The 12,633-nt window shown below is 68.9% G+C and carries 13 protein-coding genes; 7 read left to right on the plus strand and 6 right to left on the minus strand.

Annotation, left to right across the window (positions count from 1 at the left end):
- Positions 1 to 56: 56 nt before the first annotated feature.
- From HNO80_RS13980 to HNO80_RS13995, 4 genes are all read right to left on the minus strand, one after another.
- Positions 57 to 2,327 carry a heavy metal translocating P-type ATPase gene (locus HNO80_RS13980; protein WP_175323460.1) on the minus strand — a complete coding sequence of 757 codons (2,271 nt, stop codon included), beginning with the start codon at positions 2,325 to 2,327 and terminating at the stop codon, positions 57 to 59.
- Between the two features lie 74 nt (positions 2,328 to 2,401).
- Positions 2,402 to 2,632, minus strand: a complete 231-nt coding sequence (locus HNO80_RS13985; RefSeq protein ID WP_175323461.1) for a heavy-metal-associated domain-containing protein — start codon at positions 2,630 to 2,632, stop codon at positions 2,402 to 2,404.
- Between the two features lie 73 nt (positions 2,633 to 2,705).
- Entirely contained in the window at positions 2,706 to 3,053 is a 348-nt protein-coding gene (locus tag HNO80_RS13990; protein ID WP_175323462.1) for a metal-sensitive transcriptional regulator, read from the minus strand.
- 235 nt (positions 3,054 to 3,288) lie between these two features.
- Positions 3,289 to 3,798 carry a universal stress protein gene (locus HNO80_RS13995; RefSeq protein ID WP_175323463.1) on the minus strand — a complete coding sequence of 170 codons (510 nt, stop codon included), beginning with the start codon at positions 3,796 to 3,798 and terminating at the stop codon, positions 3,289 to 3,291.
- Between the two features lie 103 nt (positions 3,799 to 3,901).
- On the opposite strand from HNO80_RS13995, the gene HNO80_RS14000 reads away from it, so the two are divergent.
- The 3 genes from HNO80_RS14000 to HNO80_RS14010 are packed head-to-tail and all read left to right on the plus strand — an operon-like array spanning position 3,902 to position 5,579.
- Positions 3,902 to 4,102, plus strand: a complete 201-nt coding sequence (locus HNO80_RS14000; protein ID WP_175323464.1) for a hypothetical protein — start codon at positions 3,902 to 3,904, stop codon at positions 4,100 to 4,102.
- 50 nt (positions 4,103 to 4,152) lie between these two features.
- On the plus strand, positions 4,153 to 5,283 hold the full coding sequence (locus HNO80_RS14005) for a WD40/YVTN/BNR-like repeat-containing protein (protein WP_175323465.1): 1,131 nt from the start codon (positions 4,153 to 4,155) through the stop codon (positions 5,281 to 5,283).
- An 8-nt stretch (positions 5,284 to 5,291) separates the two neighbouring features.
- Positions 5,292 to 5,579 carry a MoaD/ThiS family protein gene (locus HNO80_RS14010; RefSeq protein ID WP_175323466.1) on the plus strand — a complete coding sequence of 96 codons (288 nt, stop codon included), beginning with the start codon at positions 5,292 to 5,294 and terminating at the stop codon, positions 5,577 to 5,579.
- A 4-nt stretch (positions 5,580 to 5,583) separates the two neighbouring features.
- Here HNO80_RS14010 and HNO80_RS14015 read toward each other — a convergent pair whose 3' ends face one another.
- On the minus strand, positions 5,584 to 5,820 hold the full coding sequence (locus HNO80_RS14015) for a hypothetical protein (protein WP_175323467.1): 237 nt from the start codon (positions 5,818 to 5,820) through the stop codon (positions 5,584 to 5,586).
- Positions 5,821 to 6,034: 214 nt separating this feature from the next.
- Here HNO80_RS14015 and HNO80_RS14020 point away from each other — a divergent pair, with 214 nt between their 5' ends.
- Positions 6,035 to 7,111 carry an ATP-dependent DNA ligase gene (locus HNO80_RS14020; RefSeq protein WP_175323468.1) on the plus strand — a complete coding sequence of 359 codons (1,077 nt, stop codon included), beginning with the start codon at positions 6,035 to 6,037 and terminating at the stop codon, positions 7,109 to 7,111.
- 141 nt (positions 7,112 to 7,252) lie between these two features.
- Here HNO80_RS14020 and HNO80_RS14025 read toward each other — a convergent pair whose 3' ends face one another.
- Entirely contained in the window at positions 7,253 to 8,572 is a 1,320-nt protein-coding gene (locus HNO80_RS14025; RefSeq protein ID WP_175323469.1) for an MFS transporter, read from the minus strand.
- Between the two features lie 226 nt (positions 8,573 to 8,798).
- Here HNO80_RS14025 and HNO80_RS14030 point away from each other — a divergent pair, with 226 nt between their 5' ends.
- The 3 genes from HNO80_RS14030 (at position 8,799) to HNO80_RS14040 (ending at position 12,601) form a co-directional block, all read left to right on the plus strand.
- Complete coding sequence (locus tag HNO80_RS14030; RefSeq protein WP_175323470.1) at positions 8,799 to 9,641, plus strand: IclR family transcriptional regulator; 843 nt, start codon at positions 8,799 to 8,801, stop codon at positions 9,639 to 9,641.
- A 126-nt stretch (positions 9,642 to 9,767) separates the two neighbouring features.
- The gene (locus HNO80_RS14035) at positions 9,768 to 10,649 is read left to right on the plus strand and encodes a shikimate dehydrogenase (protein ID WP_175323471.1); all 882 of its coding nucleotides are present in this window, start codon (positions 9,768 to 9,770) and stop codon (positions 10,647 to 10,649) included.
- Entirely contained in the window at positions 10,649 to 12,601 is a 1,953-nt protein-coding gene (locus HNO80_RS14040; RefSeq protein WP_175323472.1) for a sugar phosphate isomerase/epimerase and 4-hydroxyphenylpyruvate domain-containing protein, read from the plus strand. Before HNO80_RS14035 ends, HNO80_RS14040 begins: the two co-directional genes overlap by 1 nt.
- The last annotated feature ends 32 nt before the right edge of the window (positions 12,602 to 12,633 follow it).

Consider the following 12,633-nt stretch of genomic DNA (forward strand, 5'->3'; position numbering starts at 1 on the left):
CCTCGAACCTACCCTGCCGCGCAAAAAACTGTCGATGGGCAGGCCTCCCCATCGGGCTACTTGCCGAAGCTGCGCAGCCGCAGCGAGTTGGCCACCACCAGCACGGAGCTGGCCGCCATGGCCGCGCCGGCGATCATCGGGTTGAGCAGGCCCAGCGCAGCCACCGGAATGCCGATGGCGTTGTAGAAGAAGGCCCAGAACAGGTTCGTTTTGATCGTGGCCAGGGTCCGGCGGGACAACTCAATGGCCAGGCCCACCTGCCCCAGATCGTTGCCCATTACGGTCAGGTCCGCGGCTTCGATGGCGACGTCGGTGCCCGAGCCCATCGCGATGCCCAGATCCGCCTGGGCCAGCGCTGCGGCGTCGTTCACGCCGTCGCCGGCCATGGCCACCGTGGCGCCGCCGGCCTGCAGCGTCCGCACGGCGTCGACCTTGCCCTCCGGCAGGACTCCCGCGAAGACGTCCTCCGGCGGGATGCCGACGGCGGCGGCCACCTGGCCGGCCACCGCGGCGTTGTCGCCGGTCAGCAGGATGGGCCGCAGCCCCAGCTCCCGGAGCCGGGCGATGGCCGCAGCGGAGCCGGGCTTCAGTGTGTCGCGCAAGCTGACGATGCCGGCCGGCTCCCCGTCCACGGCCACCCAGATGGCGGTGGCTCCGGCGTCCTCGGCCGCGGCCAGGGCGGCCAACTGCGGGCCGGACACGGCGACGCCGTTCTGCTGCAGCCAGCCGGACCGGCCCGCTGTAACGAGGCGGCCTTCCACGCTGCCGCGGACGCCGCCGCCCGGGGCCGAGCGGAAGCCGACGACGGCGGGCAGCCGGGCGTCGTCGCCGCGCCCCCGCTCCGCGGTGAGCGCCGCTGCCGCGATGGCCCGGGCGATGGGGTGTTCGGACGCGGCCTCCGCTGCGCCGGCGAGCCGCAGGACCTCGTTTTCGCTGAACGGGGCGAACGCGCGGGTGCCGGCGACGGCAAGGTGCCCGGTGGTGACGGTGCCGGTCTTGTCCAGCAGGATGGTGTCCACGGTGCGGGTGTCCTCGAGCACCTGCGGACCCTTGATCAGGATGCCCAGCTGGGCGCCGCGGCCGGTGCCGGTGAGCAGACCGACCGGGGTGGCGAGCCCCAGGGCGCACGGGCACGCGATGACCAGCACCGCGACGGCTGCCGTGAAGGCGGCGCGAAGCTCGGCGCCGCTGACCTCCGGCCCGGCCAAGAGCAGCCACGTGCCGAAGGTGACCGCGGCGATGGCGAGGACCACCGGGACGAAGACGGCGCTGATGCGGTCTGCGAGCCGGGCGATCGGGGCCTTCCCCGACTGCGCCTGGGAGACCAGCCTGCCCATCTGGGCCAGCGTGGCGTCGGCGCCGACCCGTGTGGCGCGGACCAGGATCCGCCCGGAGGTGTTGATGGTGGCCCCCGTGACGGCGCTGCCCGGGCCCACTTCAACCGGCACCGATTCCCCGGTCACCAGGGAGGCGTCAACGGCGGAGGTGCCCTCGATGACCACGCCGTCGGTGGGGATCTTCTCGCCCGGGCGGACGACGACGACGTCGCCGACCCGGAGCCGGTCCGCGGGGACCGGGAACTCGGTGCCGTCGCGGAGCACGGTGGCATCCTTGGCGCCCAGGTTTAGCAGGGCCTTGAGTGCGTCACCGGCCTTGCGCTTGGCGTTCGCCTCCAGGTAGCGGCCGAGCAGCAGGAAGGTGGTGACGACCGAGGCGACCTCGAAGTACAGGCCGGTCGAACCCATGCCCTCCATGCCCGGGTGCTCGGTGAGGCGGGGATCGGCCAGGAGCTGCCAGGCGGAGAAGATATAGGCAGCCGTTACGCCGATCGACACCAGCGTGTCCATGGTGGACGACAGGTGCCGGGCGTTCACTGCCGCGGCCCGGTGGAACGGCCACGCCGCCCAGCTGACCACCGGCAACGCCAGCGCGGCGGCAACCCAGCCCCAGTTCGGGAACTGGACGGCCGGAAGCATCGAGAGCACGAAGACCGGCACGGTGAGGGCGGCCGCGGCAAGGAGCCGGGGTTTCAGCGTCGCCGCCGGTCCGGCCGCAGTGTCCTCGGCCGGGGAAGCCGGCGCTTGCGGGGTCTTGACCGTGGCCTTGTAGCCGGCGGCGTTCACCGTCGCAGCGATCTGCTCGTCGGTGATGTTGGCCGGGACAGTGACCCGGGCAGACTCCAGCGGGAGGTTGACCGAAGCCTGCACGCCGTCGAGCTTCCCGAGCTTGCGCTCGACCCGGCCGACGCAGGAGGCGCAGGTCATGCCCTCGATGTCGAGTTCAATCACCCGGCTTCCGGGCTGGTCCAGCAGTTGCGCGTTGCTCACGGAATGTTCTCCTCGGTCGTGCTCGGTGAAGTCCTGCTCAGGTCCCGCTTTCGGGAGGCCGCCCGGCGCCGGGCTCAGGCCTCGTTCGCGACCACGAGGTAGCCCGCTTCGGCGACCGCTTCGCCGATTTCGGCGGGAGAGAGTGCCTTGTCGGAGGTGATCGTGACGGTGGAGATCCCGCCGGCGTTGAGGTCGACGTCGACGCTTTCGACGCCCGCCAGCGCTTCAAGTTCTTCGGAGACGGAGGACACGCAGTGCCCGCAGGTCATCCCGGATACCTCGACGGTGGTGGAAACGGTGCTCATGGCTTGCTCCTTGGTGGGGGACTGGATTATCAGCCCGGTCGTCTTGTGAGGGGTGTGGTGAGTGGTGTTGCCGCTACCGCAGCAGGCGCCCGATGGCATCGGTGGCCTCCTTCACTTTGAAGTCGATGGCTTCGGCGCGAAGTTCCGGATCCGGCTCCGCGGCCGCCCCGACCACGCAGTGGCCGATGTGTTCTTCCACCAGCCCGAGGCTGACGGCGTGCAGGGCCTTGGTGACGGCGGCGACCTGGGTCAGGATGTCGATGCAGTACTTGTCCTCGTCGACCATCCGGGCAATGCCGCGGACCTGGCCCTCGATCCGTTTGAGCCGCTTGAGGTAGGCGTCCTTGTTGGCGGAGTAGCCGTGCTGCTGGGGCAGGGCGCCCTCCAGGGGTGCCGTGATGGAGGCTTCGGACTCGTTCATCCCACCAAGCTATACCCCCCAGGGGTATCTGGCAAGTACCCTACGGGGGTACCGTAACGGGGAATCGAATTCTGTCCGGAAATTAAAGAGCTCCGGAGTGCGTTATTGGGGGATACGCACTCCGGAGCAGCTATGGGGTAGGTGGTTTCCCGCCTACGAATACAACCTTACTTGGCAGTAGAGACGATGCGCCAGCACCTCGAATAACTACTTTCGCTTTATTTTCCCGGGCCGCTCAGGAGCCGCGGCGGGGCCTGACTGCTCCGCCGGACCGCACCGGGACGATGAGGACCGGGCGGTCCTGATGATGGCTGAGCCAGGCGGCCACCGATCCGTTGAGTGCAGCAGTGAGCCGGTGTCCGAGCCCGGGTTCGGGAGTACCCACGATGATCATGGCCGCGCCGGCATCCGCCGCCAGCCGGCCGAGCGCCCGGGCGGGATCCCCGGCCAGGGTCCGCAGGTTCCATTCCACCCCCGGGACATCGCAGACGGCGGCGATGTCGGCCCGCAGCCGCTCGGTGGCTGCCTGGATCTCGGCATTGTCGGCCTCCGGGTGGAGCGAGAGCCGGTGCGCTGACCGGGCCGGATCCCACTCCACGAGGTAGCTGGCCTCGTCCACGTAGGCACAGACCAGCGGGGCGGAAAGGCTTCTCGCCAGTGTCACCGCCGTTTCGAGCACCTCCGGGGGCTGGCCGGGGAGGACGCCGACAACCAGAGGTGCTGGGCTCGTGCGCTCTGCGGGCATACCCCATTCTTGCCGCGGCGCTTCCGGCCCGGCTAGGGCCTTCCTCCCTTGATCGACTCCGGCACCGGGCCTACCGTTGGAGGACACGGGAAGGGCGGCAGCGGTGGAAATCTTCATGTGGTGGCTGGACCTGGACCTTGCCAGCAAGGAATGGCTGCGCGGGAACCTGCGGGCCGAGGAGTTACCCCTCCCGGTGCTGCAGGGCATTGCCGAGGCCGGCGGCCCGCATCCGGACAAGCCCACCGGTGTGCTGAGCGCCGCCGACTGGGACTTCATTGAAACCCAGTCTGAATTCGTCGATTGAGCCCCGAAAAACCATTGCGGCAGCCGGGCCGCGGTGGTTGCATGTAGGGCATGGCTACCGCAGAGAGTTATGTCCTGGCGATCGGCACGAAGAAGGGGCTCTGGCTGGCCAGCAGCCCGGACCGGCAAAGCTGGTCCCTCTCCGGCCCGCATTTCCTGATGAGCGAGATCCCCAGCATCGGAATCGACACGCGCGAAGGCCGGACCCGCATCCTCGTCGGGGTCCGCTCGGAACACTGGGGACCCACCGTCTTCCATTCCGACGACCTCGGCGAAACCTGGAACGAGCCGGAAAACGGAGCCATCCGCTTTCCCGAGGACACCGACGCCGCGCTGGAGCGCGTCTGGCAGATCCACCCCGACGCCGAGTCACGCCCCGGCGTCGTCTGGGCCGGTTGCGAGCCGATCTCGGTCTGGAAATCCACCGACGGCGGCGAACACTTCGAGCTCAACCGCGGCCTCTGGGACCACCCGCACCGCAGTGAATGGGGGGCCGGCTATGGCGGGGCAGCGGCACATTCGATCGTCGTCAACCCGGACGGGGAGAAGGTGCACGTCGCCATGAGCACCGGCGGTGTGTACCGCTCGCTCGACGGCGGGACATCCTGGGAGCCGCGGAACAAGGGGATCTCGGCCTATTTCATGCCCGATCCCAACCCCGAATTCGGCCAGTGCGTCCATAAGATCGCCGCCGATGCCGCCGTCGACGGGCGCCTGTACGCGCAGAACCACCACGGCGTCTACCGCAGCGATGACGACGCCGAGAGCTGGGAATCGATTGCCGAGGGCTTGCCGGCTGATTTCGGCTTTGTCATGCTGACGCACCCGCGCCGCGCGGGCACGGCCTGGGTCATCCCGCTGAAGGCCGACGGCGAACGGATCCCGCCGGGCGGAAAGCTTGCCGTGCACCGGACCGACGACGCAGGCGCGAGCTGGAAGCGGCTGGACGCCGGACTGCCCGGGGCAGAGTTCAATTCCGTGCTCCGCGACGCGGCCTGCGTCGACGCCGCCGAACCCGCCGGAGTCTACTTCGGGACCCGCGGAGGCAGTGTCTACGCCAGCGCCGACGAAGGCGAACACTTCACCGAGGTCGCTTCGCACCTGCCCGACGTGCTGTGCGTGCGGGCCGCGGCTGTCGTCGGCGCCCCGGTGCCTGCGGCGCAAGCCGCGGCTTCCGCCTGAGGCTAACCGTGCCCGAGATCAGTGTGCTGCTTCCCAGCGTCCTCCAACCGCTGGCCGGCGGGCAGTCCATCCTGACTGCGCCCGCGGACGGGGCCGTGACGGTCCAATGGCTGCTGGATACTGTGGCCGCGAACTTCCCCGCTCTGTCCCGGCGCCTGCGGGACGAAACCGGAGCCGTCCGCCGCTACGTGAATATATACGTCAACGGGAATGAAATCCGGCGGCTGCAGGGCCTCGGCACGGAAGTGGCGCCCGGCCAGGAGGTCCTGATCATCCAGTCCGTCGCCGGCGGTTAGCGGGCTAGGCCACACGCCAGAGGCTGCACTCGTCGGCGTTGACCGCCTTGCGCGTGCCCGATTGCCGGTCCAGGATCCAGACGACGCCGATCCCGGGGGCCGTTTCCTGCACGCTGCCGCGGCGGATCACGACGTCGTCGTAATTCGGGCCAACGCGCAGGCGGGCCTCGATCTCGTCGCCGCGGTGCAGCTGGTCGAGGGCGCGGATGCGGGTGATCTGGGCCTTGGCTTCTTTCAACATGGCGGGCCTCCTGGACTGGAGCTGGTGCCTGCTCTTGCCGGCACTTCCAGTGTCCTGCCCGTATGTTGCCGCTGCGTTTCGGCCCGGTAAGCGGTGGGTTAGTTTTCCGGGCCGTCGCAGGCTCTGTCGAGGAAATCCGTCCGACGCCCGGCGGCCCGACCGTCCGGCCGCCCGGGGGTCGACGTCGGCGGCCGGTCCCGACAGAATAGGCCGTATGCGACTGCCGCTGATGCCCCCGATCGCGCCGATGCTGGCGAAAGCCGTCAGCGCCCTGCCGGAGGGCTCGATGAGTTTTGAGCCCAAGTGGGACGGATTCCGTTCCATCATCTTCCGCGACGGCGACGAGGTGGAGATCGGCAGCCGCAACGGCAAACCCCTGACCCGGTACTTCCCGGAGCTCGTGGAGTCACTGAAGGCAAACCTCCCGCCGCGCTGCGTGCTCGACGGCGAGATCGTCCTGGTCGGCGCCGCGGGAGACCGCCTGGACTTCGATGCCCTCCAGCAGCGGATCCACCCGGCCGCCAGCCGCGTCCGGCTGCTCGCCGCCCAGACCCCCGCGAGTTTCGTTGCCTTCGACCTGCTGGCCCTCGACGACGAGGATCTCACCGCCCGGCCCTTCGGGGAGCGCCGGGCGGCCCTCGAACGGGTGCTCGCGGACAGCTCCGCGCCGGTGCACCTGACCGCCGCCACTGCGGACCGGGACACCGCGGCGAGGTGGTTCCGGCAGTTCGAAGGCGCCGGGCTGGACGGGATCGTGGCCAAGGCGCTGGACTCCAGCTACCAGCCGGACAAGCGCACGATGTTTAAGGTCAAGCACGAACGCACCGCTGACTGTGTCCTCGCCGGTTACCGGGTGCACACTTCCGGCGCGGACCGGATCGGCTCGCTGCTGCTGGGGCTGTACGACGACGGCAGCGTGCTCGCCAACGTGGGTGTGGTGGGCGCGTTCCCGATGCAGCGCCGGAAGGAACTGTTCGAGGAACTCCAGCCGCTCGTCACCGATTTCGCTGACCACCCGTGGGCACGGGCCAGGCAGGAGGAGGGGGCCCGGACGCCGCGCAACGCCGAGGGAAGCCGGTGGAGCGGGGGCAAGGACCTGGGCTTCACGCCGCTGCGCCCGGAGCGGGTGGTGGAAGTGAAGTATGACCACATGGAGGGCGAGCGTTTCCGGCACACAGCCCAGTTCGTCCGCTGGCGGCCGGACCGGGAGCCTCGGTCCTGCACCTACGGCCAGCTGGAGGAGCCGGTCAGCTACGATCTGGCCGCCGTGCTGGGCGCCGGCCGCGGCTGAGCGCCCCGCCGTCGGCCGGTCCACGCGACGCTCCCGCCCGGTTCTTCCGCCCGTGACACCGCCGACACGCGGACAAGCCCGGCGTGTTGCGGAAACACGCCGGGCTTGTCCACGGAGAACTGGGCAGGAGCGTCGGTGGCCTTAGCGCAGGCCGAGTTCCTTGGTGGGAACCTTGAAGGTTTCCTTGGCGGTCAGCGCGGAGATGGCGGCAATGGCGCAGATGATCCCGGTGAAGATGGTGATCTGAACCCAGCCGCCGGGCTTGATGCCACCCATGGCCGCCACGATTGCCGGGGCGAAACCGGCCATCAGGAAGCCGAGCTGGGTGCCGATCGCCAGGCCGGAGAAGCGGACCCTGGTGCTGAACATTTCGGCGTAGAAGGACGGCCAGACGGCGTTGGATGCCGCGTAGCCGAAGGAGAAGAAGCCGATCGCGGCCAGGAACATCAGCGGGACGCTGCCGGATTCGAGGCTGAGCAGGAACACCGGAGTCAGCAGCGCGCTGGAGAGCGCGCCGTAGATGAAGACCGGCTTGCGGCCGATCCGGTCGGCCAGCTTGCCGAAGAGCGGCTGGGTCCCGAGGGCCACGAAGTTGGCGCCCACGACCAGCCACAGCGTGACGGTGCCGTCCACGTTGGCGACGTTCTTCGCGTAGCTGATGGCCAGTGTGCCGAACACGGTGGAGACAGCGGCAATGAAGGCGCAGGCGACGACGCGCAGCACGTCGCGCCAGTGGTGCTTGAGCAGGTCGGCGACCGGGAGCTTGGAGATCTGGGCGCTCTTCTGGGCCTCCTCGAAGGCCGGCGGCTCGTGCAGGGTGCGGCGGATGAAGAACGCGACCACGACGACGACGGCGCTGAGCCAGAACGGGATGCGCCAGCCGATGCCGTACTTGACCTCATCCGGCAGGGCAAGGACGGGGATGAAGACGAGGGCAGCAAGGATCTGGCCGCCCTGGGTGCCGGTCAGGGTCCAGGAGGTGAAGAACGAACGGCGGTTGTCCGGCGCGTGCTCCAGGGTCATGGAGGAGGCGCCAGCCTGCTCACCGGCGGCGGAGAGGCCCTGGCAGAGCCGGGCAATCACCAGCAGCACGGGGGCCCACCAGCCGACGGTCTTGAAGTCCGGCAGGCAGCCGATCACAAAGGTGGAGGCGCCCATCAGCAGCAGCGTGAACATCAGGACCTTCCGGCGGCCCACCCGGTCACCGAAGTGGCCCAGGATGACGGCGCCGACGGGACGGGCCACATAGGCGAAGCCGAAAGTCGCAAAGGACATGATCGCGGCGTTGGCGTCCGCGTCCGGGAAGAAGACCTTCGGAAAGATCAGCGCGGCGGCGGAACCGAAAATGAAGAAGTCGTAGTACTCGACGGCGCTGCCCAGGAAGCTGGCGAGGGCCGCCTTCTTTGGTGTCCCGGCCGGTGCGGCAGTGCCCGGCGTCGTAGACGGGAGTGTCTGGCTCATGGTGTTCCTTTGATGTGACGACGTTGTCGCGGATGGATCGGGAGGGTCCTGCCGGCCGGTGGCTTCAAGTGTGCGGCAGCCGGTGGACCGAGGAAAGACCCGGACTAGTAGCCACATGGTGGGAGCTACTTGTGCGATGTAGCAAGCATGGCTGTGAGCGCGGTCACTTGTCAAGAAAAATAATCACCATCTAGCAATAGCTCTCACTATGTGAGAACATCGGAACATGAGTGTGAATCAAGACACAGAGCCGGACCTCGCTGCCGGGGCCACCGCTGACGAGACCGCGAAGCCTGCGCGCCCGGCCAAGGAAGACTCGCGCACAGATATGGTGGGCAAGGCCCTGGGCCTGCTGGTCCTGCTGGGCGATGAACCCCGCGGAGCCAGTGCCGCCGAGCTCTCGCGCCGGGCGGAACTGCCCTTCAGCACCACCTACCGGCTGCTCGGTTCGCTGACCCGGGACGGCTTTGTGGATTACGAGCCGGACGGCCGCCGCTACCATCTGGGCTTGCGCGTCTTCCAGCTCGGCCAGCGGGTCTCCAACCACCACGGCTTCGCCGGCACCGCGCTTCCCATCCTGCGGCGCGTCACCGAGGAGACCGGCGAGGCCACCATCCTTTCGGTGCGGGACGGAAACCACCACCTCACCGTCAATAAGGTCGACGGCCCGCAGACCTTCCGCGTCACCTCCGATCCGGGCCACCTCGGCGCGCTGCACACCACCTCGGTGGGCAAGGCGCTGGTCGCGTTTGCCGACGACGCCACCCGGGATCGGCTGGTGGAGGATCTCGAGCTGGAGCCCCTGACGGAACTCTCCATCACGGACCGGGACGCCTTCCGGGCCGAAATCGAGCTGGTCCGGAAGCGCGGCTACGCCACCATGGACGAGGAAAACGAGCTGGGCATGCGCGCCGTCGCCGTCCCGGTCTTCAACTCCCAGGGCCACGCCTTCGCCTCGCTGGCCACCGCGGTACCCGTCTTTCGGATGAGCATGGAGGCGCTTGTTGCCCTCGTGCCGCTGCTCCAGTCCGCCGCTGCCGAGCTCTCGGCCCGGCTTCCCCAGCAGTGAAGAAATATATGTTCGTAATAAGAACATCAGTGCAATATGTGAACAACTGCGGTAATGTAATCCCTACCACCCGGCCTGCCGCCCGCAGTGCGGCCGCCGAGTGCCGTTGTCAAAGGAGCTAGACGGATGAGCAATCGAGCAGAGTCCTTCCTCGTGGGCCTCGTAGGCGATGGCGTCACGCCGTCCCTCACGCCCCCCATGCATGAACGCGAAGGCGATGTGCAGGGCCTCCGGTATCTTTACCGCCCCATCGACCTCACCGAGCTGGGCCTTCCCGGCCAGGCCGTCGGGGAACTCCTGACCGGCGCCCAGCGGCTCGGCTTCAACGGACTGAACATCACCCACCCGTGCAAGCAGTTGGTGCTGGAACACCTCGACGAGATCTCGCCGGACGCCCGGCGCCTCGGTGCCGTCAACACCGTGACCATCCGGGACGGCCGCTTCATCGGCCACAACACCGATTTCTCCGGCTTTGCCTCCGCCCTCGCCTCCGGCCTGCCCGGGGCGAAGCTGGACCGCGTCGTGCAGCTCGGCGCCGGCGGCGCCGGGTCCGCTGTAGCCTACGCCCTGTTGACCGCCGGTGTCCGGCGGCTGGACCTCGTGGACACCGACGCGGCCCGCTGCGCCGACCGGGCGGCCGAACTGGCCGGGTTCTTCCCGCACAGCCAAGTCACGGCCCGGACGACGGCGGAGCTTCCCGAGCTCATGCCGCTCGCCGACGGGCTGGTGCACTGCACCCCCGTGGGCATGGCCGCCCACCCCGGTGTCCCGCTGGACATGTCCCTGCTGGAGCCCCGGCACTGGGTCGCGGACATCGTCTACCGGCCGATCGAGACCGAACTGGTCCGCGAAGCCCGCGCCAAGGGCTGCGAGGTGCTCGACGGCGGCCGGATGGCCGTGGGCCAGGCAGCCGACGCATTCCGGATCTTCACCGGCCTCGAAGCGGACGCGGACCGGATGCGGGCCCACTTCCTGGAGCTCGTGGCCGCCGAGGAGGTGGCCGCCTGATGCGCACCGGAATCGCCACCGTCTGCCTCTCCGGCACCCTGAAGGAGAAGATGCAGGCCTGTGCCGTCGCCGGGTTCGACGGGATCGAGATCTTCGAGCAGGACCTCGTGACCTCCTCGCTGAGCCCGGAGGAGATCCGGTCGATGGCCGCGGACCTGGGCCTCAGCCTCGACCTGTACCAGCCGTTCCGCGACTTCGACAGCGTGCCGGAGGAGCTGCTCGCCGCCAACCTGCGCCGGGCAGAGGCCAAGTTCCGGCTGATGTCCCGGCTGGGCATGGACACCATCCTGGTCTGCTCGAATGTGGCCACCGCCAGCATCGACGACGACGAGCTCCGCGCCGCGCAACTGTCCCGGCTCGCCTCGCTCGCCGGCGAGCACGGTGTAAAGGTCGCCTACGAGGCCCTGGCATGGGGCAAGTACGTCAACGACTACGAGCACGCCCACCGCCTGGTGGAACTGGTGAACCACCCGAACCTGGGCACCTGCCTTGACTCCTTCCACATCCTGTCCCGGGACTGGGAGACGGCCCCAATCGAGCGGTTCAACCCGGCTAAGATCTTTTTCGTCCAGGTGGCGGACGCCCCGAAGCTGTCCATGGACGTGCTGTCCTGGAGCCGGCACTACCGGGTTTTCCCGGGCGAAGGGCAGTTCGAGCTCGCCAAGTTCATGGGCCATGTGGTCCGCGCCGGCTACTCCGGCCCTGTCTCGCTGGAGGTCTTCAACGACGTCTTCCGGCAGTCCGACGTCGAACGCACCGCGGTGGATGCCATGCGATCGCTGATCTGGCTCGAGGAACAAAGCGCACAGTGGCTGGAGGCGCACCCCTCGGCAGCAGAGGCGGCCGAAACGGCCGCCGGGACCGCTGGCCGCCGTCGTCATCCGATGGAACTGGCCACGCTGCCGCAGGTGTCCGAACCGGCGGGCTTCAACTTCGCCGAGGTGCGGGCCGCCGACACCGCCGCCCTGGAGACTTTGCTGGGCCAGCTCGGCTTCGCGTTCAACGGCCGGCACCGGACCAAGAATGTGCAATTGTGGACCATGGGCCACGCGCGCGTGATCATCAACGAGGAAGCCCCCGCCGCGGCGGAGACCGCCATTGCCGCGGTCGGCTTCGACGTCGACTCACCCGTGATCGCGGCCGCCCGGGCGCAGCAGCTCAAGGCCCCCGCGGTGCCGCGCAAAAGCCAGGCGAACGAGGAAATCTTCCAGGGCTTCGCCGCCCCGGATTCCACCGAAATCTTCCTGTGCCAGGGCAGCCCGGACGGCACCGCCGCCTGGGTCAACGAGTTCGGCACGCCCGCCGGCCTGCCCGGATCCGACCGCGCCGGAGGCAGGCTCGCCGGGCCGCAGGCCGTGATCGACCACGTCAACCTCGCCCAGCCGTGGCAGCACTTCGACGAGGCCGTGCTTTTCTACACCAGCGCCCTGGCCCTCGAGCCGCAGCCGTACGCCGAAGTGGCCAGCCCCACCGGGCTGGTCCGCTCCCAGGTAATGACCACCCGGGACCGCGGCGTGCGGCTGGTGCTGAACCTGGCCCCGCTGCACCAGCAGGAGGGCGGCCAGGAGGCAGCGGGGGGCGCGCCCGCGCGAATCGCGCGCCGGACCTACCAGGAACACATCGCCTTTGCGGTGGACGACCTCGTGGCCACGGCCCGGGCCGCGCGTGGCCGCGGCCTGGAGTTCCTGCGCATCCCGGCGAACTACTACGAGGACCTGGACGCGCGTTTCGACCTGGACCCCGGGTTCCTCGCCACACTCCGCGAGCTGAACCTGCTCTACGACCGTGACGCCGACGGCGAATTCCTGCACTTCTACACCGCCACCGTCGGCAGCGTGTTCTTCGAAATGGTGGAACGCCGCGACTCCTACGACGGCTACGGGGCCCCCAACGCCCCGGTCCGGCATGCCGTCCAGTACGACCACCTGCACCAGCTCAAACTCACCGCCTGACCGTTCCCGGCCAGGTTCGACCCACCCCAACG

The organism is Arthrobacter sp. C9C5 (genome assembly GCF_013359735.1).
GTDB lineage: Bacteria > Actinomycetota > Actinomycetes > Actinomycetales > Micrococcaceae > Arthrobacter.